At 60.9% G+C, this 25,790-nt stretch carries 20 protein-coding genes; 6 read left to right on the forward strand and 14 right to left on the reverse strand.

The window, feature by feature from the left end; genetic code table 11:
• Positions 1–12 precede the first annotated feature (12 nt).
• The 8 genes from DFO52_RS07350 to betI all read right to left on the reverse strand — a co-directional run bounded on the left by DFO52_RS07350 (position 13) and on the right by betI (position 8,510).
• Positions 13–1,707, reverse strand: coding sequence for a thiamine pyrophosphate-binding protein (locus tag DFO52_RS07350; RefSeq protein ID WP_133549939.1), 1,695 nt, complete (start codon positions 1,705–1,707; stop codon positions 13–15).
• 33 nt (positions 1,708–1,740) lie between these two features.
• Positions 1,741–2,481, reverse strand: a complete 741-nt coding sequence (locus tag DFO52_RS07355; protein WP_047648462.1) for an SDR family oxidoreductase — start codon at positions 2,479–2,481, stop codon at positions 1,741–1,743.
• A 328-nt stretch (positions 2,482–2,809) separates the two neighbouring features.
• On the reverse strand, positions 2,810–3,457 hold the full coding sequence (locus tag DFO52_RS07360) for an anti-sigma factor (protein WP_133550397.1): 648 nt from the start codon (positions 3,455–3,457) through the stop codon (positions 2,810–2,812).
• A complete protein-coding gene (locus DFO52_RS07365) occupies positions 3,454–4,008 on the reverse strand; it encodes a sigma-70 family RNA polymerase sigma factor (protein WP_133549941.1) in 555 nt (184 codons plus the stop codon). The genes DFO52_RS07360 and DFO52_RS07365 overlap by 4 nt, the downstream gene beginning before the upstream one ends.
• A gap of 43 nt (positions 4,009–4,051) precedes the next feature.
• Positions 4,052–4,615, reverse strand: a complete 564-nt coding sequence (locus tag DFO52_RS07370) for a fasciclin domain-containing protein (protein ID WP_133549943.1) — start codon at positions 4,613–4,615, stop codon at positions 4,052–4,054.
• Between the two features lie 143 nt (positions 4,616–4,758).
• Complete coding sequence (gene betA, locus DFO52_RS07375; protein ID WP_133549945.1) at positions 4,759–6,423, reverse strand: choline dehydrogenase; 1,665 nt, start codon at positions 6,421–6,423, stop codon at positions 4,759–4,761.
• A 13-nt stretch (positions 6,424–6,436) separates the two neighbouring features.
• A complete protein-coding gene (gene betB / locus DFO52_RS07380; protein ID WP_133549947.1) occupies positions 6,437–7,909 on the reverse strand; it encodes a betaine-aldehyde dehydrogenase in 1,473 nt (490 codons plus the stop codon).
• A 13-nt stretch (positions 7,910–7,922) separates the two neighbouring features.
• Positions 7,923–8,510 (reverse strand): transcriptional regulator BetI, encoded by a 588-nt coding sequence (betI, locus tag DFO52_RS07385; protein ID WP_029741650.1) that lies wholly within the window; start codon positions 8,508–8,510, stop codon positions 7,923–7,925.
• Between the two features lie 128 nt (positions 8,511–8,638).
• On the opposite strand from betI, the gene betT reads away from it, so the two are divergent.
• The gene (betT, locus tag DFO52_RS07390; protein WP_023310695.1) at positions 8,639–10,672 is read left to right on the forward strand and encodes a choline BCCT transporter BetT; all 2,034 of its coding nucleotides are present in this window, start codon (positions 8,639–8,641) and stop codon (positions 10,670–10,672) included.
• A 114-nt stretch (positions 10,673–10,786) separates the two neighbouring features.
• Here betT and entD read toward each other — a convergent pair whose 3' ends face one another.
• Complete coding sequence (gene entD, locus DFO52_RS07395; protein WP_133549949.1) at positions 10,787–11,434, reverse strand: enterobactin synthase subunit EntD; 648 nt, start codon at positions 11,432–11,434, stop codon at positions 10,787–10,789.
• A gap of 85 nt (positions 11,435–11,519) precedes the next feature.
• A complete protein-coding gene (locus DFO52_RS07400; RefSeq protein ID WP_133549951.1) occupies positions 11,520–13,760 on the reverse strand; it encodes a TonB-dependent siderophore receptor in 2,241 nt (746 codons plus the stop codon).
• 146 nt (positions 13,761–13,906) lie between these two features.
• Between DFO52_RS07400 and fes the strand changes: the two genes are divergently transcribed.
• From fes to entF, 3 genes are read left to right on the forward strand one after another with little or no spacing between them, the layout of a single operon-like run.
• Positions 13,907–15,103, forward strand: coding sequence for an enterochelin esterase (gene fes / locus DFO52_RS07405; RefSeq protein ID WP_133549953.1), 1,197 nt, complete (start codon positions 13,907–13,909; stop codon positions 15,101–15,103).
• 10 nt (positions 15,104–15,113) lie between these two features.
• Positions 15,114–15,326 carry an MbtH family protein gene (locus tag DFO52_RS07410; RefSeq protein WP_032662857.1) on the forward strand — a complete coding sequence of 71 codons (213 nt, stop codon included), beginning with the start codon at positions 15,114–15,116 and terminating at the stop codon, positions 15,324–15,326.
• Complete coding sequence (entF, locus tag DFO52_RS07415; RefSeq protein ID WP_133549955.1) at positions 15,323–19,180, forward strand: enterobactin non-ribosomal peptide synthetase EntF; 3,858 nt, start codon at positions 15,323–15,325, stop codon at positions 19,178–19,180. Before DFO52_RS07410 ends, entF begins: the two co-directional genes overlap by 4 nt.
• A gap of 88 nt (positions 19,181–19,268) precedes the next feature.
• Here entF and fepC read toward each other — a convergent pair whose 3' ends face one another.
• From fepC to fepD, 3 genes are read right to left on the reverse strand one after another with little or no spacing between them, the layout of a single operon-like run.
• The gene (gene fepC, locus DFO52_RS07420; RefSeq protein ID WP_047648449.1) at positions 19,269–20,069 is read right to left on the reverse strand and encodes an iron-enterobactin ABC transporter ATP-binding protein; all 801 of its coding nucleotides are present in this window, start codon (positions 20,067–20,069) and stop codon (positions 19,269–19,271) included.
• Positions 20,066–21,058 (reverse strand): iron-enterobactin ABC transporter permease, encoded by a 993-nt coding sequence (gene fepG, locus DFO52_RS07425; protein ID WP_133549957.1) that lies wholly within the window; start codon positions 21,056–21,058, stop codon positions 20,066–20,068. The genes fepC and fepG overlap by 4 nt, the downstream gene beginning before the upstream one ends.
• Entirely contained in the window at positions 21,055–22,059 is a 1,005-nt protein-coding gene (fepD, locus tag DFO52_RS07430) for a Fe(3+)-siderophore ABC transporter permease (protein WP_133549959.1), read from the reverse strand. The genes fepG and fepD overlap by 4 nt, the downstream gene beginning before the upstream one ends.
• A gap of 108 nt (positions 22,060–22,167) precedes the next feature.
• Here fepD and entS point away from each other — a divergent pair, with 108 nt between their 5' ends.
• The gene (gene entS / locus DFO52_RS07435; RefSeq protein ID WP_133549961.1) at positions 22,168–23,415 is read left to right on the forward strand and encodes an enterobactin transporter EntS; all 1,248 of its coding nucleotides are present in this window, start codon (positions 22,168–22,170) and stop codon (positions 23,413–23,415) included.
• A gap of 46 nt (positions 23,416–23,461) precedes the next feature.
• On the opposite strand, the gene fepB is transcribed toward entS, so the two are convergent.
• Entirely contained in the window at positions 23,462–24,421 is a 960-nt protein-coding gene (fepB, locus tag DFO52_RS07440) for a Fe2+-enterobactin ABC transporter substrate-binding protein (protein ID WP_133549963.1), read from the reverse strand.
• A gap of 188 nt (positions 24,422–24,609) precedes the next feature.
• Between fepB and entC the strand changes: the two genes are divergently transcribed.
• Entirely contained in the window at positions 24,610–25,785 is a 1,176-nt protein-coding gene (gene entC / locus DFO52_RS07445; RefSeq protein WP_133549965.1) for an isochorismate synthase EntC, read from the forward strand.
• Positions 25,786–25,790: the final 5 nt, after the last annotated feature.

Raw genomic sequence — 25,790 nt, forward strand, 5'->3', positions numbered from 1 at the left:
TGAAACGGTCGATCAATCTGCGGAAATGGCAATTTCAATCAAATTGGTTTTTCCGGACTGTAGCCCCTGCGTCACCGCCGTGGCGATATCCGCGGCCTGGGTCACCCGGCAGCAGCGGATACCCATCGCGGCGCCCAGCGACTGGAAATCAATTCTCGGATTAATCAGATCCATCCCGATAAAACGACCCAGCTTTGTCGAACTGTAGCCCGGCTGTCCTTTCATGAAGTTTTTCAGGATGTTGTACTCCAGGTTATTCATCACGATAAAGGTGACGGGCAGATTTTCGTGCGCCGCTGTCCAGAGCGCCTGCGGCGAGTACAGGGAGGCGCCGTCGCCAACCAGACACACAACCGGCTCGCGCCCCAGCCCCAGCGAGTGACCGACTGCTGCAGGCATTCCCCAGCCCAGACCGCCGCCGCGCATAAAGTAATAGCGCGGGTGCTGCTGGTCGGAGATAAACCGGCGAACGTGTCTGGCCGTTGCAATCGCTTCGTCGACAATCGTTATGCCAGGTGGAACAGACTTTATCACCTCGTAGGCCGCGACCATCGGCGAAATCGCCGGGCGCAGCCGCTCGGCTGACAGGCGCTCTTCCTGCAGTTGCCACTCTTTTTCACGTTCAGCGCGTGCCGCTTTGAGCAGCCGCTGATGCGTCAATTTGCTTGCTACCCGGCGTTGCTCAAGCTTCGGCAACAGTTCCTTCAGGGAGAGTTTTATATCCCCCATCACCGAGAGGCGGGTGGCGTAGGTGCGTCCCAGCTCGTTCATATCCGCCGAGAGCTGATACACCGCGCAGGTTTCCGGAATGGCCTCGCCCTCGCTATACAAAATGGTAATCAGGCTTCTGCCGCCGATGATAAACACCGCATCGTAGGCATTAACGACGCTGGCGATTTCATTTGCGGTGGTGGGCATATTGCCGCGCCAGAGCGCGTGCTGCGTGGGGAAGGGCAAATTCAACGGCCAGGAGGAGCCGTAAACGTGGGCACCGAGCGCTTCCGCAAGCTGGACAATCTCCTGCGTCGAGCCGCTGGAGTGAACTTCATCCCCCGCCACAATCATGATCCTGCCGGGCGTAACCTGGCTCAACTCTTCGGCCAGTTCGTCCAGCGAGCCCGCCACGGTGTGGTAGTTCACTTTAGAGGCCGTTTGTATCCCGGCGTCGCTCAGCTCTTCCATCACGTTCATTGGCAGGGATAGCAGCACCGGACCCGCGGGAGGGTAGCTGGCGGCGTGAAAGGCGCGGCGCACAAGAACCGGGAGCTGATCGGCGCTGGTGACCTCCTGCGCCCATTTCACCACCGGCGATCCAATGGAGACAATGTCATCGTACAGGAGCGGGTCGCGCACGTAGTGCCGCGTGTCCTGCTGCCCGACGGTGACAACCAGCGGCGTTTTCATGATCCGCGAATTAATGAGATTCCCCATGCCGTGCCCAAGACCGCTGGCGGTATGCAAATTGATAAAACCGGTCTTGCCGGAGGCTTTCGCGTAGCCGTCTGCAATGGCGACCACGCTGCTCTCCTGGAGTGCCAGAATATAATGAATATTTTCATGGCGAAGAAGTGCATCAATGAGCGGAAGTTCGGTGGTACCGGGGTTGCCAAAAATATATTCCACACCTTCACTCTCCAGCACTTCAAGGAGAATATCAGCACCCGATCGCATATTTAAATCTGATATGGACGTTAATGATTTAATCATAATGACACCTCATTCAGCGTTATTTAACTCATGCTAAAATTCTTCCTGCGTAGGACGGACAATTATTTCATTTACATCAACGTCGCCAGGCTGTTCGATAGCAAATAAGACGGCTCTGGCAATCGACTCTGCCGGAATAGCCTGCTTATAAAATTCATGCAGGAACTGTTTGCTCGGGGCATCAGAGCTGCCAAACTGCAGTTCGCTTTCAACGGCGCCGGGGGAAATAAGGGTCGTCCGAACGGTTTTCCCCGCTTCCTGACGTAAGCCTTCACTCAGGGCGCGGACGGCGAATTTCGTGGCGCTGTACACCACGCCGCCGGGGGCAAGGACCTTGATCCCCGCCACGGAGGCCACGTTAATAAAGTGTCCGCTCCCCTGACGCTGGAATACCGGAAATGCCGCTGCGATACCGTACAGCACGCCTTTAATATTGGTATCGATCATCCGGTCCCACTCGTCGGTTTTCAGCTCGCTGAGGGGGGCAATCGCCATAAAGCCCGCGTTGTTGATCAGCACGTCGACGCGCTGGTATGCGGCGACGGCAGCGTCAATCGCGCGCTGAACCTCCTCCTGTCGGGTCACGTCCGCCTTCACGGCAATCGCCCGGCCGCCCTGCTGAATAATGCGATCCACCAGGGCGTTAATTCTCTCCAGACGACGGGCAACCAGCACCAGAGAGAAAGGTTTATTTGCCAGATGAAGGGCAATGGCCTCACCAATACCGCTGCTGGCACCGGTGATAACAACAACTTTGTTTGCACTATTATTCATGATCTTATCTCACTGTTGTGTGATTCAAAAAAATAAAATGCAGAGAAGGATTAAAGAATGATGACGAATTCTTTAACCCTTTTTAAAATATATTGTATATATCAAATTAAATAGCATTCGATTTAAACTTAATGGAGTTGCAGGGAGAGTGTCAATAAAGTTTCAAATAATAAAATTCATTGCGGTGCTAATATTTAATTCTTATATGTAACAGTCAATATTATGTACAGGATTGAGTATTGAAAAATCTCTCTTTTCTTATCACGCGGGCGTAAATCCGGGGAAGGCAGATTAAGAGGCGCGCGGCCCTGCGAACAAGGCCGGGGGATTAAATCTTGCCGCTGTACAGCACGGGGCCGGTGGGTTGACCGGTGGGTGACCCCCCTTCGGGCTCGAGGCTGATGGCTATCATCGCGTCAGGGGTAAGGGTGTTGTTCCTGAGGGCAACATGAGTCGGTATATCACTTTGCAGCAGCCCAAGGGATATCGGGGCCTTCCCGGCAGGAATAAGCCAAAGCTGCAGGCTGTTTTGCGCCGCGACAGCATTCGGTCTGAGAGGGGTGATGCTCAGATACTGGCGGCGGCTGTCCGCACTGACGACCCACTGCCCGTGCTGTTGGGCATCGTTGAGCACCATCAGCGGTGCGAGTTCCGGCGTGCGGGTGGTATACCAGGCTACCGCGCTAACGGCGGCGATGCCGGCCGCGACCATCCAGCCGAGATAGGGCCGGCTTTGGCGCAAAGGCTTTTTCGGCGGCAGATCGAGGGCGATCCTCTTCCACACCGTCTCGGGTGGGTTAACGGGCGCGAGATGGCTGTCGAGCGTGCAGAACGTCTCCTGCCAGTACGCCACGCGGGCGGCCAGACCGGGCTCAGCGGCAAGTCTTTTCTGGAACTGAAGCCGCGCCCCTCCGCGCAGGGTACCGAGGGCATACTCCGCAGCCAGCATGTCATCGCGTTTTTCGCTGTCATTCATAGGCCCACGCACTCCCGAAGATGATCCATCGCGCGGCGGATCCAGCTTTTTACCGAGCCCACGGGCTGCTGGAGCCAGTCGGCAATGTCGCTGTGGGACATGCCCTGATAGTAGGCGAGCGTAATGCTCTGGCGCTGTTCATGACTCAAATGATCCAGACAGTGCCTGAGCCGTGCTGCTTGCGCGTCGTTGTGCCAGTTGTTTTGCTCATCGTTTTCGCTAAGCAGACTCTCTTCGGAATACGACTCCTCGCGGGCGGCAGCCCGGGTTTGCCCGCTGCGCAGCCAGTCAATACAGCGGTTGCGAACAATATGCGTAAGCCAGGTCATCGGAGAGCTCAGGGCGGCGTTATAGGTTTCGGCTTTACTCCAGACGGTGACAAAACAGTCGTGAAGGATCTCTTCTGCCCAGGCGCGATGATGAAGCATGCGCAGCGCGACGGCAAACAGGTGAGGCGATGTGAGTCGGTAAAGTTGTTCAAATGCGCGGCGATCGCCGTTAGCGATCGCCTGCATTAATTTCAACTGCTGTTGAGCCAGCGCGTTATCCATGTTTTTCCCGGAAGGCAACGTCACACTTCCGAAGTATAGACAACTACTTAGGCATCAGGACGGTATCAATCACATCGATCACGCCATTTTTCTGATGGACGTCATAGGTGCTGATGTTCGCCACGTTACCTTTACCATCCTTGAGCTGAATGTTGTGCGGGCCGTTACTCATGATCCACAGCGATTGACCGTTAACGGTTTTCAGCTCCGCGTGGCCGCCGCCCTGTTTAATTTTCTGCTCCAGCGCTTTCATATCGTAATTACCCGCAACCACGTGATAGGTCAGGATACTGGTGAGCAGCGCTTTATTTTCCGGCTTCACCAGATTATCGACCGTACCCGCAGGCAATTTTGCAAATGCCGCATCGGTGGGCGCAAAGACGGTGAATGGCCCTTTGCTCTGCAGCGTATCCACCAGCCCGGCCGCTTTGACCGCCGCCACCAGCGTGGTGTGATCTTTTGAGTTCACGGCGTTTTCAACAATGTTTTTGCTCGGGAACATTTCCGCTCCGCCCACCATCACGGAGCCAGACGTCATGGCCGCTGATGCGCCTGCACAGAAGAGTAAAGCGCTGGATACGAATGCAACACTGAGTAGCTTTTTCATCATTTATCCTCGGATTAAGGAGCAAAGGCGTTGCTCACATACTCACATACGAGGGGAGGGGGGAAACTGGATGCAGGCAAATGAAAATAAATTTTTGGGGGGGAAGTGAGTCCCCTCTCCCCGTTGGGGAGAGGGGAAATGGCTTAGCGTCTTACCGGCGCACCGTTCGCCACATAATACGCCGCGGTGCTCTTCGCCAGCGGCTCGCGCCCGCGGATTGCGTCGGCAATCTTCTCGCCAATCATAATGGTGGTGGCGTTCAGGTTGCCGGTGATGATCTGCGGCATGATCGACGCATCCACCACGCGCAGCCCTTCCAGCCCGTGAACCCGGCCTTCGCCGTCGACCACCGCCATCTCGTCGTAACCCATCTTGCAGGTGCCGCACGGGTGGAAGGCGGTTTCGGCGTGGTTGCGCACGAACTCGTCCAGCTGTTCGTCGGTCTGGCACTCGACGCCCGGGCTGATTTCGCGACCGCGATATTTGTCCAGCGCGGGCTGGTGCATGATCTCGCGGGTGATGCGAATCGCGTCGCGGAACTCCTGCCAGTCCTGCTCGTGTGACATATAGTTGAACAGAATCGCCGGATGCTGGTGCGGGTCGCGGGACTTGATGCGCACGTGGCCGCGACTCGGGGAGCGCATGGAGCCGACGTGGCACTGGAAGCCGTGCTCTTTTACCGCGTTCGAACCGTTGTAGTTAATAGCTACCGGCAGGAAGTGGTACTGAATGTTCGGCCATTCGAACTCTTCGCGGCTGCGGATAAAACCGCCCGCTTCGAAGTGGTTGCTCGCGCCCACGCCGGTGCCGCCAAACAGCCACTCGGCGCCAATCTTCGGCTGGTTCCACCACTGCAGGGCAGGGTAGAGGGAGACCGGCTCTTTGCATTCGTACTGGAGGTACATTTCCAGGTGATCCTGCAGGTTTTCGCCCACGCCGGGCAGGTCGTGCACCAGCGGGATATCGAACTGCTTCAGCAGCTCCGCGTTGCCCACGCCGGAGCGCTGGAGGATCTGCGGGGAGGCAATCGCGCCCGCACACAGCAGCACCTCTTTATTGGCCGTCGCTCTGGACGGGATAGTGCTTTCGCCCTCCAGCCACTCGACGCCCACCGCGCGCTTGCCGTCAAAAATAATATGATCGGTCATGGCGTGAGTGCGGATGGTCAGGTTCGGGCGCTTTTTAGCCTGGTCCAGATAGCCGCGCGCGGTGCTGGCGCGTCGGCCCTGCGGCGTGACCGTGCGGTCCATCGGGCCGAAGCCTTCCTGCTGATAGCCGTTGAGATCCTCGGTGCGCGGGTAGCCCGCCTGCACGCCCGCCTCCACCATCGCTTCAAACAGCGGGTTCACGCCCGGTTTCGAGGTGGTGACGCTCACCGGACCGTCGCCGCCGTGATAGTCGTTCGGCCCCACGTCGCGCGTCTCTGCCTTGCGGTAGTAGGGCAGGCAGTTGAGGTAGCTCCATTGCTCAAGGCCAGATTCTTTCGCCCAGTTGTCGAGATCCATCGCGTTACCGCGGATGTAGCACATGCCGTTGATCAGCGACGAGCCGCCCAGGCCTTTGCCGCGTCCGCACTCCATGCGGCGGTTGTTCATGTAAGGCTCTGGCTCGGTTTCATACGCCCAGTTGTAGCGCTTGCCCTGCAGCGGAAACGCCAGCGCGGCGGGCATCTGGGTGCGGAAGTCAAAGCGGTAGTCCGGCCCGCCCGCCTCAAGCAGCAGGACGGTAGTATTCGGATCTTCAGTCAGTCGCGTTGCCAGCACGTTGCCGGCAGAGCCGGCTCCGATAATGATGTAGTCAAATTGCAAATAAACCTCCCGGTTAAAATATGGACTGGAATTTACCCATCTCAACCTGGATGGACTTCACCTGGGTGTAGCTCTGCAGCGTCATCACGCCGTTCTCGCGGCCAATGCCGGAGTGTTTGTAGCCGCCGACCGGCATCTCTGCGGCGGATTCACCCCAGGTGTTGATCCAGCAGATGCCCGCTTCGAGCTGATGAATGGCGCCGTGCGCGCGGTTCAGGTCGGCAGTCACGATGCCCGCCGCCAGACCGTAGTCGGTGTCGTTGGCGCGGCGAATGGCTTCTTCATCGGATGCATAGGTGAGGATGGACATCACCGGGCCGAAAATCTCTTCGCGCACGATGGTCATCTCGTCGGTGCAGTCGGTGAACACGGTCGGGGCGACCCACGCGCCGTTATCGAAGCCTTCGCCTCTCAGCGCGTCGCCGCCGCACAGCACGCGCGCGCCTTCCTCTTTGCCTTTGGCGATGTAGCGCAGCACGCTGTCGCGGTGCGGGAAGCTGACCATCGGGCCAAAGTTGGTGCGTCCATCGAACAGATCGCCCGCGCGAATACGGCCCACGCGTTCGACAATTTTCTGCTCAAACGCGGCCTTGAATTTCGCGGGCACGAACACGCGGGTGCCGTTGGTGCACACCTGGCCGGAGCTGAAGAAGTTCGCCATCATGGCGATGTCTGCCGCGAGATCGAGATCCGCGTCGTCGAAAATAATCAGCGGAGACTTGCCACCCAGCTCCATCGTCACCTCTTTCAGGGACGAGGCCGCCGAGTTGGCCATCACCTTTTTGCCGCTGGCGACGCCGCCGGTAAAGGAGACTTTGGCAATGCCCGGATGCTCGGTCAGATACTGCCCAGTCTCCGCGCCCACGCCCGGCAGGACGTTAAACACGCCGTCCGGCACGCCCGCTTCGGTGTAGATTTCTGCGAGCTTCAGGGCGGTGAGCGGCGTCACTTCGCTCGGCTTGAAGATCATTGCGTTGCCCGCCGCCAGCGCCGGGGCGGATTTCCACAGGGCGATCTGGATCGGGTAGTTCCACGCCCCGATGCCCGCCACCACGCCCAGCGGCTCGCGGCGGGTGTAGACGAACGAGGTGTCGCGCAGCGGGATCTGGCTGCCTTCCAGCGCCGGGATCAGCCCCGCGTAGTACTCCAGCACGTCCGCGCCGGTAACGATGTCAACGGTTGAGGTTTCAGAATACGCTTTACCGGTGTCGAGGGTTTCCAGCTTCGCCAGCTCATCGTTGCGCTCGCGCAGGATATCAACGGCGCGGCGCAAAACGCGCGAGCGCTCCATGGCGGTCATCGCCGCCCATATTTTTTGCCCGCGTTTTGCGCTTTCGACGGCGCGGTCCACGTCTTCGCGTCCGGCGGCCTGTACGCTCGCCAGGACTTCACCGTTGGCCGGGTTGATGGTCTCGAAGGTGCGACCGCTGGTGGCGGAGGTATAACCACCATTGATATAAAGCTGCTGTTCTGCCATTCGGGACATAATTTCTCCTCGGTTATTCGGTCGGTAAATGCTGGCTGATGAAGTGGCTGGTGAGCGACTGCGCCAGGGTTTTATCCAGCGGCTTGCCGCTCAGCGCGGCGCGCAGCCACAGCCCGTCGATCAGCGCCGCCAGGCCGTAGCCCGCCTCTTCGGCCTGTTCGCGCGGCAGCTCACGGCGGAACTCGTACACCAGGTTCGACAGCAGACGGCGGCTGCTCACCTGCTGCAGGCGGTAGAGCATCGGCTGGTGCATGCTGCTCGCCCAGAAGGCCAGCCAGGCCTTCATCGCCGCGCCGCTGGTCTGGGTTTCATCAAAGTTGCCGCCGACAATGGCCTGCAGGCGCTGCTCCGCGCTGGCGTTCGGCAGGGCGCGTAAGCGGCTCAAAACCGCGTCGCGCAGCTGGCCGGTGATGTCGCGCATGGTCGCTTCCAGCAGACCGTTTTTGTCTTTGAAGTAGTGACTGATGATCCCCGTGGAAACGCCCGCCCGACGGGCGATCTGCGCGATCGTCGCGTCGTGCATTCCCACTTCATTTATTGCTTCCAGCGTGGCGTCGATAAGCTGCCTGCGCCGGATCGGCTGCATCCCCACTTTGGGCATTTTTGCCACTCCATTCATCAGCGTTGGTAATACATTAAAGCGGTTTTTGATTGGACGTTCAATATAAAATGTGTCTTAATTGTTGCGGATTTGGATTTTAATAGTTACAAAAACAGTGGGGATACTGGATGACAGACCTTTCACAAGACAGAGAAAAAGACAAAATCAACCCGGTCGTTTTTTATACGTCCGCCGGGCTGATTTTGTTGTTTTCCCTGACGACCATCTTCTTTCGTGATTTTTCTGCCGAGTGGATTGGGCGCACCCTGAACTGGGTGTCGAAGACCTTCGGCTGGTACTATCTGCTGGCCGCGACGCTCTATATCGTCTTCGTGGTCTGCATCGCCTGCTCGCGCTTCGGGTCGGTGAAGCTCGGGCCTGAGCAGTCCAAGCCCGAGTTCAGCCTGCTGAGCTGGGCCGCGATGTTGTTTGCTGCGGGCATCGGCATTGACCTGATGTTCTTCTCCGTGGCGGAACCGGTCACGCAGTATATGCAGCCGCCGGAAGGGGCAGGGCAGACGATGGAGGCCGCGCGCCAGGCGATGGTCTGGACGCTGTTCCACTACGGCCTGACGGGCTGGTCGATGTACGCCCTGATGGGCATGGCGCTCGGATACTTTAGCTATCGTTATAATTTGCCCCTCACCATCCGCTCCGCGCTGTATCCGATTTTCGGTAAAAAAATTAACGGCCCGATTGGCCACAGCGTCGATATCGCGGCGGTGATCGGCACCATTTTTGGTATCGCGACGACGCTCGGGATTGGCGTGGTGCAGCTCAACTACGGGCTGAGCGTGCTGTTTGATATTCCGGATTCGATGGCGGCCAAAGCGGCGCTGATTGCGCTCTCCGTCATTATCGCCACCATCTCGGTGACGTCGGGTGTGGATAAAGGTATCCGCGTGCTGTCCGAGCTGAACGTGGCGCTGGCGCTGGGCCTGATCCTGTTCGTGCTGTTTATGGGCGACACCTCGTTCCTGCTCAATGCCTTAGTGCTCAACGTAGGCGACTACGTCAACCGCTTTATGGGCATGACGCTGAACAGTTTTGCCTTCGACCGCCCTGTAGAGTGGATGAACAACTGGACGCTGTTCTTCTGGGCGTGGTGGGTGGCGTGGTCGCCGTTTGTCGGCCTGTTCCTGGCGCGTATTTCGCGTGGCCGCACCATCCGCCAGTTTGTGATGGGCACGCTGATTATCCCGTTCACCTTTACCCTGCTGTGGCTGTCGATTTTCGGCAACAGCGCGCTGCATGAGATCATCCACGGCAATGCAACCTTCGCGCAGGAAGCGATGGCGCACCCGGAGCGCGGCTTCTACAGCCTGCTGGCGCAGTACCCGGCGTTCACCTTTAGCGCCTCCGTGGCGACCATCACCGGCCTGCTGTTTTACGTCACCTCGGCGGATTCCGGCGCGCTGGTGCTGGGCAACTTCACCTCGAAGCTGAAGGACATCAACAGCGACGCGCCGAACTGGCTGCGCATCTTCTGGTCCATCGCCATCGGCCTGCTGACGCTCGGCATGCTGATGACCAACGGCATCTCGGCGCTGCAGAACACCACGGTGATCATGGGCCTGCCGTTCAGCTTCGTTATCTTCTTTGTGATGGCCGGGCTGTATAAATCGCTCAAGGTGGAAGACTACCGCCGCGTCAGCGCCAGCCGCGACACCGCGCCGCGGCCGATGGGCGCGCAGGACAGGCTGAGCTGGAAGAAACGCCTCTCGCGCCTGATGAACTACCCGGGCACGCGCTACACCAAACAGATGATGGAGACGGTCTGCTTCCCGGCGATGGAAGAGGTGGCGCAGGAGCTGAAGCTGCGAGGCGCGTACGTGGAGCTGAAAAATCTGCCGCCGGAGGAGGGCGAGACCCTGGGGCACCTGGACCTGCTGGTGCACATGGGCGACGAGCAGAACTTTGTCTATCAGATCTGGCCGCAGCAGTATTCAGTACCCGGGTTTACCTACCGTGCGCGCAGCGGGAAATCAACCTACTACCGGCTCGAAACCTTCCTGCTCGAAGGCAGCCAGGGGAATGATTTAATGGACTACAGCAAGGAGCAGGTGATTACGGACATTCTGGACCAGTATGAACGGCACCTGAACTTTATCCATCTGCACAGGGAAGCGCCGGGGAATAGCGTGATGTTCCCGGATGTTTGAGAGTTGAGCTGAATAACCTATAAAGGCATCGCCGTCGCCCTCAAGCCGGGTGGCGGCGATGCCTTACCCGGCCTACAAAACCGGTTTACCGCAGGCCTGATAAGCGCAGCGCCATCAGGCATTTAGCAGCGTCCACACGTTCCCGTTATCATGCTGCCAGACGAGGGTGAAGCATTTACCCTCAGGATATTGTCCAGCCGGGCGCGAAAGCGCCAGCGTGATTGTTTTTTCCGTTACCTCTGTGACTCTCGCACACTCAAAACTCATGTAAATCTTCACCTGCGGGAAGAGGGCTTTAAACAAACTCTCTTTTGCGCTAAAAGCGAGCGTCAATGCCAGCGCAAAAGGGTAGCCCGAGTGCGTCAGGCACATCGCTTCCTGCGCATCAACGATGCCGTCCTGGATTTCGCGGGCTTCGTGGTCTGGAAGAATGGCTTCGCAATCAATACCTACGAGCGCATCTTGATGACGGACGACAACCGCCATCGCCTGCGTGCCGCTGTGGGTAATGCTGCCCGAAACCCCTTCCGCCCAGAGCGGTTCGCCGCTGGGGCCGATGCCTGGAACGATGCGATCGGGTAAGGCATGCGCGGTGGCGATGCGTCCGGCAAGATGCTCGGCCTTACGTTTGCGTCCGGCGTTTGAAAGCTCAGCGTGGTGAGGGAGCCAGAGGAGATCGGCGTCGGTGAAGGTGGTGGGATCGAAGGTGACGTGGTGGACAGTGTGGCCGGCAAGAGAAAATGTGCTGTGGATGGTGTGCATGGTTTTCCTCTATCAGCAAATAGTGCGGCCTGATGTCCTCACCCCGGCCCTCTCCCACAGGGAGAGGGGGGAGTTGCTGCCTGTATCAGAAACGCGTATTCACGCTCATGTACCAGGTGCGGCCCGGCTCATTATACGTATACGCACCCGCACCGTACATATACGCACCGGTGGTGGCATTTCCGGTTGTCTGGGCATTACCCGCGCGCCACTGGCGTTTGTCGAAGACGTTGTCCACGCCGCCGGTCAGGCTGACGTTTTTGGTCATGTCCCACGTCGCGCTCAGGCCAACGATGCTGTACGGGCTGACTTCATCTTTCTCAGACCCGGTCACAGGCTGACCTTTGTAGTTGTACTTCTTCGGCTGCTGCTTGCCGTACCAGGTAAAGGTCGACTGGAGCGACACGTCCTGATAAACCTGCCAGCTCAGGGTTGAGTTCAGCGTGTACTCCGGAATGATCGACAGACGGTCGCCGGTCTCCTTGTTCTTGCTCTGCAACATCCAGGTTATGTTGTTGGTCCAGTTAATCGTGTCGCTGACCGGCACGTTCAGGGAGCCTTCCAGCCCTTCGACCACCGCCTTCGGCACGTTTTCCCACTGGTAAATATCGGTAGTGACTTTACCGGTGGACGTTTGGCCAATCGGCGCGTAGCCCGCTTCGATCTTGTTGCGATAGTCGTTGCGGAACCAGGTCACGCCCGCCAGCCAGCCGTCATGTTTCCACTCGAGGCCAATCTCTTTGTTGATGCTGGTTTCGGCCTTCAGGTCGTCGTTGCCCATCATATAGCAGCCCACGCCGTCTGAGCTGGCGTAGCAGCCCTGGCCTTTGCTGTAGAGCAGGTAGTTCGGGTTGGTCTGGTACAGGCTCGGCGCTTTGTAGGCGCGCGCGATCCCCATCTTCAGCGTAAAGTCATCGCCCAGACCCTGCGACAGGTTGAGCGACGGGCTCCAGTTGTTGCCGACGATGGTGTGATGGTCGAAGCGCAGCGCCGGGGTAAGCATGGTGCTGTCGGTCAGCTCCATGTTGTTTTCCGCGAACAGGGAGAAAATCTCCGCCGAGGTGTACGGGCTTCGATCGTCGCTCATGCCCGGAATGGTGCCGCCCTGCTGGGTTTGCGTAAAGGAGGTCGAGTCCTTCATGCGCTGCTGGTTCCACTCGGTGCCCAGCGTAAGGTTCTGGTTGACGAGGAAATCAATCGGCAGGTTGATTTCACTGTGCAGCATCACGTCGGCCAGGTCGGTGTCGGTGAATTTATTGCTGTTGAATAACCCTTCCGTCCCGCCCGCCAGCCCTTCGCCCAGGCGGGAGTTGCGGGTGTGTTCGTACTGCGCCCAGTTGCTGGTGGTGATGCCGTTGTCCCAGCCGCCGTTCCAGGTCACCGCGAAGTTCTGGCGGTAGATACGGTTAGTCTCTTTGCCGTAATTCTTCTTCACCAGCGCGCTGTCGTTGTTGGTGTTCTGCGTGTCGCCCGCGTAGAGGTTGTTCTGGCGGCTGTAGCCCGCTTCGAACTCCAGGGACTGCATGGGCGCGAAGTCCCAGCGCACCACGCCGTTGATGTCTTTGTTTTCCACGCCCTCGCGGCCAGCCGGCAGGGTGTTGGCGTAGGCACCGGTACGATCGGACTGGTGACCCTGGTTGATGTCCCACGCGTCGGCCTGGGTTTTATCGAGGTTACCGAACATGCGGAAGCTGAAGTCGCCGCCCAGCGGGCCGCTCAGGCTGAAGTTGGTGCGCTTGGTGGATCCTTCATCTTTATGTTCAGGCGCGTTCAGGTAGGTGTTCCAGGAGCCGTGCCACTGGTCGTCGAATTTTTTGGTGATGATGTTCACCACGCCGCCTGCCGCACCGTTGCCGTAGCGCGCGGCGGCCGGACCGCGGATCACTTCGATGCGCTCGATCATCTCCGGCGGCACCCAGCCGGTATCGCCGCGGGTGTCGCGCTCGCCGCGCCAGCCCAGACGAATAGAGTTGCGGCTGGTGACCGGCTTGCCGTCGATCAGGATCAGGGTGTTTTCCGGCCCCATGCCGCGAATGTCAATCTGACGGTTGTTCCCGCGCTGGCCGCTGGTGGAGTTTCCGGTGAGGTTAACGCCCGGCATGGTGCGGATGATTTCCGCCACGTCGCGCGCGGGCGGATTTTTGCGGATCTCGTCGGCGGTGATGGTCGACACGCCCGGCGCCTGTAAATTCTGCTCGGCGGCGGTGATCACCATCGTATCTTCGTGCTGCGCAGAGGCGGTGTTGTCGTCTGCCACAGCGGGCAGCGCGACACCATAAATCCCTAAATTGACCAGCAAGGCCAGAGAGTGAATCTTCTTATTCATTGTACGTCCCGCTTTTATGGTTATTTAATGAGCGCGCTTCCCACAGCGCGGGCATTACGCTATTGCAAATGCAAATAGTTATCAATAATATTATCAATAAAATTTGTCCTGAAACAAAAAAGTCTGTTAAACATGGGGTTATAAGGGTGACGACGTTAACAACCGGAAGTGAAGCGTGGTGGCAGTCGAAAAACGGACCTGAATGGGAACGTCTGAAGGAGAACTGTCGCGTCACCTTCTGGTGGCGGGATCCGGCAGGCACGCAGAAAACCTCATCGGTCAAACGCGTCTGGCTCTACGTTACCGGCGTGACCGATCACCATCAAAATGCCCGCCCGCAGTCCCTCGAACGCATCCCGGATACCGACGTCTGGCAGTGGCAGGGCGAATTCAGCCCCGAGTGGCGCGGGAGCTACTGTTTTATCCCTTCTGTGAATGAAAATGATTTTGCCGATACCGTGTTTGAAGGCGCGCAGCCGGACCGCATGGCGCTGCGCGAAGGCTGGCGCAAGCTGCTGCCGCACGCGGTTTCCGACCCGCTGAATCCGCAGAGCTGGCGCGGCGGGCGTGGTCATGCCGTCTCGGCGCTTGAGATGCCGGACGCGCCCGTTCAGCCCGGCTGGGATCGTCCCAATACGCCGTATCAGCCGCCGGTCTGCATTGAGTGGAACAGCGAGCGTCTCAACAACCGTCGGCGCGTGTGGATTTTTACCACCGGGGATGACGGCCCCGAGCGCCCGCTGGCGGTGCTGCTCGACGGGCAGTTCTGGGCCGAAAGCATGCCCGTATGGCCTGCGCTGGCGTCGCTCACTACCGAGCGCAAACTGCCCTCTGCGGTCTATGTATTGATCGATGCGATCGACATAGAACATCGCAGCCGCGAATTGCCCTGTAATCCCGATTTCTGGCTGGCGGTACAGGAAGAACTTCTCCCTCTTGTAAAACATCTCGCACCCTTCAGCGACCGCGCCGAGCGTACCGTGGTGGCGGGCCAGAGCTTTGGCGGCCTCTCTTCGCTTTATGCTGGCCTCAACTGGCCGCAGCGGTTTGGCTGCGTGCTGAGCCAGTCCGGCTCTTACTGGTGGCCGCACCGTGGCGGGCAGCAGGAAGGGCGCCTCATCGAACAGCTCAGAGCCGGTGAGCTGGCCGCGAGCGGGCTGCGTATCGTCCTTGAGGCCGGGCGCAACGAGCCGCTGATTTTCAATGCCAATCAGGCGATGTATGCCGAACTACACGCGCAGCAGGTTACCTGGCGTCAGGTTGACGGCGGACACGATGCGCTTTGCTGGCGCGGTGGGCTGACGCAGGGGCTGATGACCCTCTGGCAGCCGCTCATTCAATAACGGAGTCTGTATGGAATTCAGCAATCCTTTCGATAATCCGCAGGGACAGTTCGCCATTTTGCAAAACGACCAGGGGCAGTACAGCCTGTGGCCGCAGCAGTGCGAACTGCCGGCGGGGTGGCGCGTGGTGTGCGAAGCGCAGTCTCAGGAGGCGTGCCAGCAGTGGCTCGCCGGGCACTGGCGCACGCTTGAACCGTCCCATTTTGCGGAGGGGAGCGCATGAACCGTCTTCCTCTCGTCGCCGCCCAGCCGGGTATCTGGATGGCGGAACAGCTTTCTTCCCTGCCAAACGCCTGGAGCGTGGCGCACTACACCGAACTGAAAGGCGATATCGACGCGCCGCTGCTGGCAAAAGCCATCGCTGAAGGCATGACGCAGGCCGATACCCTGCGGATGCGTTTTGCCGAGGATAACGGCGAGGTGTGGCAGTGGGTGGATGACACCCTCATTCTGCCGGAGCCGTCCATCGTTCGCGTTACCTCTCACGACGCCGCCGTGGCGCTGATGGAGGCCGATCTCAACCAAAACCTGCGCGTCGACAGCGGTCAGCCGCTGGCGTTTCACCAGCTGATTCAGGTGGGAGAAAGCCACTGGTACTGGTATCAGCGCTATCACCATCTGGTGGTGGATGGCTTCAGCTTTCCGGCAATAACCCGCCAGATCGCCGCGATTTATGCCGCGTGGAAAAAGGGTGAACCGACGCCCGCATCCCCGTTTACGCCGTTTGCCGAGGTGGTGGACGAGTATCAGCGCTATCGCGACAGCGAGGCGTACGCACGCGACGGTGCGTTCTGGGCGGAGCAGCGCAGGCAGCTTCCTTCTCCGGTCTCGCTCTCTTCCGCGCCGCTGCCGGGACGCGCCGCTACTACCGATATCCTTCGCCTGAAAATTGCCGCCGACGGTCGCGCCTTCAGCCAGCTTGCACAGGCGGCAGGGCAAGCGCAGCGCACCGATCTGGCGCTTGCGCTGGTGGCGCTGTGGCTGGGCCGCCTCACCGGACGGCTGGACTACGCCGCCGGGTTTATCTTTATGCGCCGCATGGGCTCCGCCGCGCTGACCGCGACCGGGCCGGTGCTCAACGTCCTGCCGCTCGGGGTGAATATCAACCCGCAGGAGAGCCTTCCGGAGCTGGCGCTGCGCCTGGCCAATCAGCTGAAAAAAATGCGCCGCCATCAGCGCTACGACGCCGAGCAGATCGTGCGCGACAGCGGGCGTGCCGCAGGCGATGAAGCCCTGTTTGGCCCGGTGCTGAACGTCAAGGTGTTCGACTATCAGCTGGATATCGACGGCGTGGAGGCCATCACCCACACGCTGGCAACCGGCCCGGTGAACGACCTTGAGCTGGCGCTGTTCCCGGACGAGCAGGGCGGGCTGAGCATTGAGATCCTCGCCAGTAAGCAGCGTTACGACGAAGCGACGCTTTCCCGTCACGTCGCGCGTCTGAACGCGATGCTGATGCAGTTTGCGGCTAACCCGGACCTGCGCTGTGGCGAAGTGGAAACCGTTTCAGAGCAGGAATATCAGCAGCTGGCGCGCATCAACGATACCGGGCTGGCGCTGCCGTCCACCACGCTGGCGGATCTGGTGGCGGAGCAGGCGAGCAAAACGCCGGACGCCCCCGCGCTGGCAGATGCAAACGTCGAATTGAACTATCGGCAGATGCGCGAGCAGGTGGTCGCGCTGGCAAACCTGCTGCGCGCGCGCGGCGTGAAGCCGGGCGACAGCGTGGCGGTGGCACTGCCGCGATCGGTGTTCCTGACGCTGGCGCTGCACGGCATCGTCGAGGCCGGTGCCGCGTGGCTGCCGCTGGATACCGGCTACCCGGACGACCGCCTGCGGATGATGCTCGAAGACGCGAAGCCGTCCCTGCTCATTACCACCGACGAGCAGCTCCCGCGCTTTAGCGATCTGTCGATTACGGCGTTTAGTTACAACACACTTTTACCGGCTGCGGGTGCTGAACTGCTGCGGCTGGCGAAGCCGGAGCAGACCGCGTACATCATCTTTACCTCCGGTTCGACGGGGCGCCCGAAAGGGGTCATGGTCGGCCATACCGCCATCGTTAACCGCCTGAAGTGGATGCAGGACCATTACCCGCTGGACGCGACGGACGTGGTGGCGCAGAAAACGCCGTGCAGCTTTGACGTGTCGGTGTGGGAGTTCTGGTGGCCGTTTATCGCCGGGGCGAAGCTGGTGATGGCCGAGCCGGACGCGCACCGCGATCCGCAGGCGATGCAGAGCTTCTTCGCACGGTACGGCGTGACCACTACCCACTTCGTGCCGTCGATGCTGGCGGCCTTTGTCGCCTCGCTGACGCCTGAAAACGCGGCGTGCTGCAAAACCCTAAAGCAGGTGTTCTGCAGCGGCGAAGCGCTGCCGACCGAGCTGTGCCGCGAGTGGGAACAGCTGACTCAGGCGCCGCTGCACAACCTCTATGGCCCAACCGAAGCGGCGGTGGACGTGAGCTGGTATCCGGCGTTTGGCCCCGAGCTGGCGGCGGTGGAAGGCAACAGCGTGCCGATTGGCTTCCCGGTGTGGAACACGGGGCTGCGCATTCTGGACGCGATGATGCGCCCGGTGCCGTTCGGCGTGGCGGGCGATCTGTATCTCACCGGCATTCAGCTGGCGCAGGGGTATCTGGGCCGTCCGGACCTCACCGCCAGCCGCTTTATTGCCGATCCTTTTGCCCCCGGCGAGCGGATGTACCGCACCGGTGACGTTGCCCGCTGGCTGGACAACGGCGCGGTGGAATATCTCGGTCGCAGCGACGATCAGCTAAAAATTCGCGGCCAGCGCATCGAGCTTGGCGAGATCGACCGGGCGATGCTGTCGCTGCCGGACGTGGCCCAGGCCGTGGCGCACGCCTGCGTATTCAACCAGGCGGCGGCAACCGGCGGCGATGCCCGCCAGCTGGTGGGGTATGTGGTTTCCGAATCCGGCTTACCGCTGGACCGCGACGCGCTGCTGGAATCGCTCAAAGCCCAGCTGCCGCCGCACATGGTGCCGGTGGTGCTGCTGCAAATTAGCGCGCTGCCGCTCAGCGCGAACGGCAAGCTCGACCGCAAGGCGCTGCCGCTGCCGGAGCTGACCAGCAAAACCTCCGGCCGCGCGCCGGAGACGGAAACCGAAGCCGCCGTCGCGCAGGCGTTTGCCGCGCTGCTGGGCTGCGAGGTCAACGACATTGAGGCCGACTTCTTTGCCCTCGGCGGACACTCGCTGCTGGCGATGCGCCTGGCGGCACAGCTTAGCCGCGCGTTCGAGCGCAGGGTTACGCCGGGGCAGATTATGGTCGCCTCCACGGTGAGTAAGCTCAGCGCGCTGCTGGACTCGCAGATGAGCGACGAGCAGGCGCAGCGACTGGGGTATGAAACTCTCCTCCCGCTGCGCGAAAGCGACGGCCCTACGCTGTTCTGCTTCCATCCGGCGTCCGGCTTTGCCTGGCAGTTTAGCGTGCTGGCGCGCTACCTCAGCCCGCGCTGGTCTATCGTCGGCATTCAGTCGCCGCGCCCGGACGGGCCGATGCAGCAGCGTGCGGATCTGGATGGGGTGATTGAGCATCATCTGGCTACGCTGCGTAAGCAGCAGCCGCAGGGGCCGTATTATCTGTTCGGCTATTCCCTCGGCGGCACGCTGGCGCAGGGCATTGCCGCCCGTCTGCGCGAGCAGGGTGAAGCGGTGGCGTTCCTCGGCCTGCTGGACACCTGGCCGCCGGAAACCCAGAACTGGGCGGAGAAAGAGGCCAACGGCCTCGACCCGGAGGTGCTGGCGGAAATCGAACGCGAGCGTCAGGCGTTTATCGCCGCCCAGCAGGGGCAGGGCTCCAGCGAGCTGTTTAACGCTATCGAGGGCAACTACGCCGACGCGGTGCGGCTGCTCACCACGGCGCACAGCGCGCGCTTTGACAGCAAAGCGACGCTGTTTGTCGCCGAGCGCACGCGAACGATGGATCCGCAGGTTGCGTGGGCGCCGTGGGTGGCGGAGCTTGAGGTGTACAGCCAGGACTGCGCCCACGTGGATATCATTTCACCGCAGGCGTTTGAGAAGATTGGACCGGTGTTGAGGGAGATATTGGGGTAGTGATTTCCCCTCACCCTAACCCTCTCCCCAACGGGGCGAGGGGATGGTTTGCTCCCTCTCCCTGTGGGAGAGGGCCGGGGTGAGGGCATCAGACCGCACGCTTGCCCAACGGCACAACCAGCGGCGTGCCCGCCACCGGATCGTCAATAATCATGCAGCGCATGCCGTAGATCCGCTCGATCAGCTCCGGCGTCACAATCTCTTTCGGCGCGCCCTGCGCCACGATCTCACCGTCGCGAAGCGCAATCAGATGCGTGGCGTAGCGGCACGCCTGGTTTAAGTCGTGCAGCACCGCCGCCAGGGTGTATCCCTGCGTGCGGTTCAGCTCGCTCAGCAGCTCCAGCAGGTCAATCTGATGGCTGATATCAAGCCAGGTCGTCGGCTCGTCCAGCAGCATGATCGACGTTTCCTGTGCCAGCACCATCGCGATCCACGCGCGCTGACGCTGCCCGCCGGAAAGGGTGTCCACGCTCTGCTGGGCCAGATCGGTAATCCCCGTCGCCCGCATCGCGCGGTTCACCGCCTCGTCGTCCTCTTTACGCCAGCGGGTAAACAGCGGCTGGTGCGGATAGCGCCCGCGCGAGACCAGCTCCTGCACCGTGATGTCCCCCGGCGTGGTGGCGTTTTGCGCCAGCAGACCGATGCGCCTGGCCACCTCCTTGCTGGCGAAACGCTGGATCTGCTCTCCGTCAAGGAACACGCTGCCTTCAGACGGCGTCATCAGGCGGCTCAGCGTGCGCAGCAGGGTCGATTTGCCGCAGCCGTTCGGCCCGATAATTGCCGTGAAGTGGCCGTCCGGAATGGCAACGGATAAGCCACGGGCAATGATTTTTTTGCCGTAGCCGAGGGTGAGGTTTTCGCCGCGCAAGCGGGTGGTTGTGTCTGTCATTTCTTGCGTGACTCCTGAACGAGCAAGACGATGAGGTAAATCCCGCCGAGGCTGACGGTCACCACGCCCACCGGCAGTTGATAAGGCATAAACAGCCGCTGGGCGCAGAGATCGGCGGCCAGCAGCAGCAGCGCGCCGCACAGCGCCGCCTGAGTTAATCCCCAGCGCGCCGTGCCGCTAAGACGGCGAGCGATGTGCGGTGCCACGAGGGCGATAAACGAGATGGGCCCGGCAATCGCGGTAGAGGCGGCGGTCAGCAGCACGGCGACCAGCATCAGCATCAGGCGCGAGCGTTCGACGCCCACGCCCAGCGCGCAGGCGCTATCGTCGCCCATCTCCAGCAGACGCATACGACGCACCAGCAGCAGCGCGCCGATAAACATCAGCACAATCAGCGGCGCGGCGGGCCAGGTTTTGCCCCACGTCAGGCCGTTGAGCGAACCGGCGTACCACAGCCCGGCGGAGAGCGCGGTTTCCAGCGAGGCCTGCAGTAAAAGCCAGGTGTTAAAGGCCATCAGCATGGCGCGGATGCCGATCCCGATGATGATTAGGCGGAAGGTGTCGATGCCGTTGCGCCAGGCCAGCGCCCAGATCAGTAAGGACGTCAGAATGCCGCCCGCCATCGCCGTAAAGGTAATCGCCGTCAGGTGCTGACCAAACAGCACCATCGCCACCAGCACGCCGCTCCAGGCCCCGGTGTTGAGGCCCATCACGTCCGGGCTGCCGAGCGGGTTGCGCATCAGCGACTGGAATATCGCACCGCTCACGCCGAGCGCCGCGCCGACCAGAATCGCCATCGCCACGCGCGGTAGTCGCCACTCCGTCACTACCATGGTGACGTTCCGCGGCGCGCTGCCGAGCAGGGCGTTAAACACCTGAGAAAAATCGAGCGTCACCGCGCCGCTGCGCAGGCTCCAGACCGCCAGCAGAAGAATGACGATAGTCAACAGGGAGACGCTGGTGACTAAACGACGGGACGGGGCCATCATGCGCCACCTCCGCGTTTACGGCGTACCAGGAAAATCAGCACCGGCGCGCCGATAAAGGCGCTGACCACCGAGACGCGCAGCTCGCCGGGCACCAGCAGGCGGCCCAGCACGTCGGCAAACAGCAGCAGGGCAGGGGTCGCCAGCAGCGTCACCGGCAGCGACCAGCGGTGATCCGCCCCCACCAGCCAGCGCGCCATGTGCGGCATCATCAGGCCAATAAAGGCGATAGGGCCGACCACGGCGGTCGCGCTGCCGCACAGTACGGTGATGGCGAGCAGACCAATCAGCTGCGTGCGCGCCACGCGGTTGCCGAGGGCGGTCGCGGTGTCGCTGCCGAGGCTCAGGTTGTTGAGCGACCGGCTTAAAAACAGCGCCACGGCGGCGGCGAGGATGACCGGGATCGCCACCACTTTTAGGGTTTCAAGGGTGCGGATATCCAGCGAGCCGGCCTGCCAGAAGCGCAGCTGGTCGTAAACGTCCGGGTTGAGCAGGGCGATGCCGTTGGACAAGCCCTCCAGCACCGCCGCGAGCGCTACGCCCGCCAGCGTCAGGCGGACCGGACTTAGCTGGCCGCCGCCCTGGCTGCCGGTAAACGCGACCACCAGCGAGGCGGCCAGCGCGCCGCAGAAGGCCATCGCCAGCTGCTCGGAAGGAGAGGTCAACCCGAACAGCGCCGCGCCGAGCACGATGGCAAAGCTGGCGCCGGAGTTAACGCCGAGAATGCCGGGGTCCGCCAGCGGGTTACGGGTGAGGGTTTGCATCAGCGCACCGGCAAGGCCGAGCGCGCCACCGGCCAGCAGTCCGGCAAGCGTGCGGGGCAGTCGTGCGTCGAGCACGATGACGCAGTCAGCGCTCTGGCAGGTGCCGGAGAGCGCATCAACGATAACGGACGCGGGCAGCGGCTTCGCGCCGACCAGCAGGCTGAGTGCAACCGCAAGGATCAACAGCAGCAGTAAAACGGGCACGGCAACGGCGCGCACCGCAGAAGAGGAAAACGACATAGCAACATCCATGATTTGATAATGATAGTGATTATCGTTATCTATCTTATTTGGCTATGTTAGCATGTGCGCCCATGGAATGGGTAGAAATAGACTCAAGGCTTTGTCATGAATCAAAAATCCTGGCTGCTCAACCTCAGCCTGCTGAAAACGCACCCGGCGTATCGCGCCGTTTTTATCGCTCGCTTTATCTCCATTTTGTCCCTCGGGCTGCTTGGCGTGGCCGTGCCGGTACAGATCCAGACCCTGACGCACTCCAGCTGGCTGGTGGGGTTATCCGTCACCTTAACCGGCGGGGCGATGTTCATCGGCCTGATGGTCGGCGGCGTGCTGGCGGACCGCTTTGAGCGTAAAAAGCTGATCCTGCTGGCGCGCGGCACCTGCGGCGTGGGCTTTATCGGGCTGTGCCTGAACGCGATGCTGCCGGAGCCGTCGCTGATCGCGATTTATGCCCTGGGGCTGTGGGACGGTTTCTTCGCCTCGCTGGGCGTGACGGCGCTGCTGGCGGCGACGCCCGCGCTGGTCGGGCGCGAGAACCTGATGCAGGCGGGAGCGATCACCATGCTCACCGTGCGCCTCGGCTCGGTGATTTCGCCGATGGTGGGCGGCCTGCTGCTGGCGACCGGCAACGTGGCGTGGAACTACGGGCTGGCGGCGGCGGGGACCTTCATCACCACGCTGACGCTGCTGCGCCTGCCGCTGCTGCCACCTCCGCCGCAGCCGCGCGAGCATCCGCTGAAATCGCTGATGGCCGCGATTCGTTTTCTGTTCAGCAACCCGCTGATTGGCGGGATTGCGCTGCTCGGCGGCCTGCTGACCATGGCGAGCGCCGTGCGCGTGCTCTACCCGGCGCTGGCGGGGGAGTGGCAGATGAGCGCCTCGGAGATTGGCATTCTCTACGCCGCCATTCCGCTCGGCGCGGCGTGCGGGGCGCTGACCAGCGGCAACCTGGCGCAGGGCGCGCGTCCGGGGCTGATTATGCTGCTTGCCACGCTGGCCTCGTTTATCGCCATCGGCTTCTTCAGCCTGATGCCGGTGTGGGCGCTCGGGGTGCTGTGTCTGGTGATTTTCGGCTGGCTGAGCGCCATCAGCTCGCTTTTGCAGTACACGCTGATCCAGACCCAGACGCCGGAAGGGATGCTCGGGCGCATTAACGGTCTGTGGACGGCGCAGAACGTGACGGGGGATGCGATTGGCGCGGCGATCCTCGGCGGGCTGGGGGCGATAATGACCCCGGCGGCCTCGGCGAGCTGCGGCGGGTTTGCGTTAGCGATGGTGGGCGTGATTTTGTTAGTGGCGTTGGTGGAGTTGCGGCGGTTCAGGCAGGAGAGTGTGTTGAACGACGGTGCGGCCTGATGCCCTCACCCCGACCCTCTCCCACAGGGAGAGGGAGGGAAAATGCCTACTTAAACAACGCATTAAATCTGTTTAATACTAACATTGCGCTGTAATAATCCAGGCGGAACGTCTCCGTTCCCAATGCCCAGACCCGTTTGTTTTTCACCGACGGCAGATGCGCCAGCAGCGGGTTGGCGTAAATCGCATCCACGTCTTTCTGGTCGCCGGCAAACACAAACAGCCCTTCGCCGTTCAGCCCCGTCGCCAGGTTTTCCCCTCCCAGCTGAATAATGTCGTGGCGTTTGCCCTGGCTTTTGGAGGTCTGCAGCCCGGCGGGCAGCTCCGCCAGCGTAAAGCCCAGCTGGTGCAGCAGCTTGCCCTGCGCGGATTCCGCGGTCCACAGATTGGCGCTGTGCGCGGCGGCGGTGTAGACGATGGCGTTCACCGGCTGCGGCGGCAGCTTCATCTGCTCTTTCACCTGCGCGAGCTGTTTATCAAACTCGGCAATGCGCTCTGCGGCCTGTTTTTCCTGTCCGGTGATGCTGCCCAGCTGGGTCAGCAGTTCCTGCCAGCTTTTATCGTCGTAGTTAATGATAAGCGTTGGGGCGATGGCGGAGAGCTGATCGTACAGCGCCAGCGCGGAATCCCCGCCGGTAGCGCCGATCAAAATCAGATCCGGCATTTGCGCGGCGACCGCTTCGGCGCTCGGCTCGCCGATGTACAGCCGCGCAACCTTGCGCTGTTTCGCAATATCACCCCACTGGCGCAAAAAGCCCTGCGCATCCGCCACGCGGTTGTTCGGCGTGGTGGCGCCGCTGGCGACGACCGGTGCGTCAATCGCCAGCAGGGAGCCGGTTAAGGTCACGCTGGTGGAGACAATGCGCGTCGGTTTGCTCTCAAGCGTGTGAACGCCTCGGCTGTCGGTCACCTGACGCGGCCAGTCAGCGGCAGCGGATGAGGCAAGTCCTAAAACAAAAAGTCCAGATAAAAGCAGGGTATTACGGAATAGGGCAGGGAATCTCACAGCGCGACATCCTGTTTTTGTTGAAGATAATGCTTCTCATTTTCATGATTACCGCGAAGGGATGCAAGCTTTTGTCGCATAAGTTATTTGTCCGACGGTTGACAGCGAAGCGATGTGGGATTAGGTTAGCCGACGAAAATATAAATGATAATCATTATTGCTTCTTTTATCATTTTGAGGAGGATGATATGGACACGTCCCTGGCTGAGGAAGTTCAGCACACCGCGACCACGCTGCAATCAGACAGTTTTTTCTTTATGTCGCCTTACCGCAGTTTTACTACCTCAGGCTGTTTTGCCCGCTTCTCTGAACCCGCCGTCGGCGGCGACGATCCGGCGGGGCACTTCCAGCAAAAATTAGCCCAGGCTTTCCGGAATGCGAAAGCTAACGGTATCGCTCATCCGGTGATGGTAGGGGCTATTCCGTTCGATACCCGCAAGCCATCTTCGCTGTTTATTCCCGAACGCTGGCAGACCTTTTCCCGCCCGGCACGTCAGCAGTCCGCACGCTATTTTTCCGGTTCGCAGGCGCTGAAGGTGGAACAACGCACCGAGATCCCGCCGCAGCCCGTGTTCGAAGAGATGGTCGCTCGCGCCGCGTCGCTTACCGCCACGCCGCAGGTGAACAAGGTGGTGCTGTCGCGCCTGATTGATATCGCGACCGACAAAAACATGGACAGCGGCGCGCTGATGGAGCGGCTGATCGCCCAGAACCCGGCGAGCTTTAATTTCCACGTGCCGCTGGAAGACGGCGGCGTGCTGCTCGGCGCCAGCCCCGAACTGCTGCTGCGCAAAGAGGGCGCGCACTTTAGCTCGCTGCCGCTGGCAGGCTCGGCGCGTCGTCAGCCGGACGACGTATTGGATCGCGAAGCGGGTAATAAGCTTCTGGCCTCCGAAAAGGACCGTCACGAGCACGACCTGGTGACTCAGGCAATGAAGGCCATTCTGGCACCGCGCAGCCACCACCTGAGCATGCCGTCTTCGCCGCAGCTCATCACCACGCCGACGCTGTGGCATCTGGCGACGCCGGTTGAAGGTGACGCGCGTGAAAATGAAAACGCCCTGACGCTGGCCTGCCTGCTGCACCCGACGCCGGCGCTGAGCGGCTTCCCACATGAGGCGGCGAAAGAGCTGATTGCCGAGCTGGAGCCGTTCGACCGCGAGCTGTTCGGCGGTATCGTCGGCTGGTGCGACGGCGAGGGCAACGGCGAGTGGGTGGTGACCATCCGCTGCGCGCGTCTGCAAAAAAATACCGTTCGCCTGTTTGCCGGCGCGGGCATTGTGCCTGCCTCTTCGCCGGTGGGCGAGTGGCGCGAAACGGGCGTGAAGCTCTCCACCATGCTCAACGTGTTTGGTTTGCACTAAGGAAG

This window comes from Enterobacter sp. AG326 (assembly GCF_004362415.1).
GTDB lineage: Bacteria > Pseudomonadota > Gammaproteobacteria > Enterobacterales > Enterobacteriaceae > Enterobacter > Enterobacter asburiae.

Coding starts and splice junctions, on each gene's coding strand:
- betT (WP_023310695.1), top strand. CDS start 8,639: ATGACAGACCTTTCACAAGACAGAGAAAAAGACAAAATCAACCCGGTC.
- betB (WP_133549947.1), bottom strand. CDS start 7,909: ATGTCCCGAATGGCAGAACAGCAGCTTTATATCAATGGTGGTTATACC.
- betI (WP_029741650.1), bottom strand. CDS start 8,510: ATGCCCAAAGTGGGGATGCAGCCGATCCGGCGCAGGCAGCTTATCGAC.
- DFO52_RS07360 (WP_133550397.1), bottom strand. CDS start 3,457: ATGAATGACAGCGAAAAACGCGATGACATGCTGGCTGCGGAGTATGCC.
- entS (WP_133549961.1), top strand. CDS start 22,168: ATGAATCAAAAATCCTGGCTGCTCAACCTCAGCCTGCTGAAAACGCAC.
- DFO52_RS07365 (WP_133549941.1), bottom strand. CDS start 4,008: ATGGATAACGCGCTGGCTCAACAGCAGTTGAAATTAATGCAGGCGATC.
- entC (WP_133549965.1), top strand. CDS start 24,610: ATGGACACGTCCCTGGCTGAGGAAGTTCAGCACACCGCGACCACGCTG.
- DFO52_RS07410 (WP_032662857.1), top strand. CDS start 15,114: ATGGAATTCAGCAATCCTTTCGATAATCCGCAGGGACAGTTCGCCATT.
- entF (WP_133549955.1), top strand. CDS start 15,323: ATGAACCGTCTTCCTCTCGTCGCCGCCCAGCCGGGTATCTGGATGGCG.
- fepD (WP_133549959.1), bottom strand. CDS start 22,059: ATGTCGTTTTCCTCTTCTGCGGTGCGCGCCGTTGCCGTGCCCGTTTTA.
- DFO52_RS07350 (WP_133549939.1), bottom strand. CDS start 1,707: ATGATTAAATCATTAACGTCCATATCAGATTTAAATATGCGATCGGGT.
- DFO52_RS07400 (WP_133549951.1), bottom strand. CDS start 13,760: ATGAATAAGAAGATTCACTCTCTGGCCTTGCTGGTCAATTTAGGGATT.
- entD (WP_133549949.1), bottom strand. CDS start 11,434: ATGCACACCATCCACAGCACATTTTCTCTTGCCGGCCACACTGTCCAC.
- fepG (WP_133549957.1), bottom strand. CDS start 21,058: ATGATGGCCCCGTCCCGTCGTTTAGTCACCAGCGTCTCCCTGTTGACT.
- DFO52_RS07355 (WP_047648462.1), bottom strand. CDS start 2,481: ATGAATAATAGTGCAAACAAAGTTGTTGTTATCACCGGTGCCAGCAGC.
- fepC (WP_047648449.1), bottom strand. CDS start 20,069: ATGACAGACACAACCACCCGCTTGCGCGGCGAAAACCTCACCCTCGGC.
- DFO52_RS07370 (WP_133549943.1), bottom strand. CDS start 4,615: ATGAAAAAGCTACTCAGTGTTGCATTCGTATCCAGCGCTTTACTCTTC.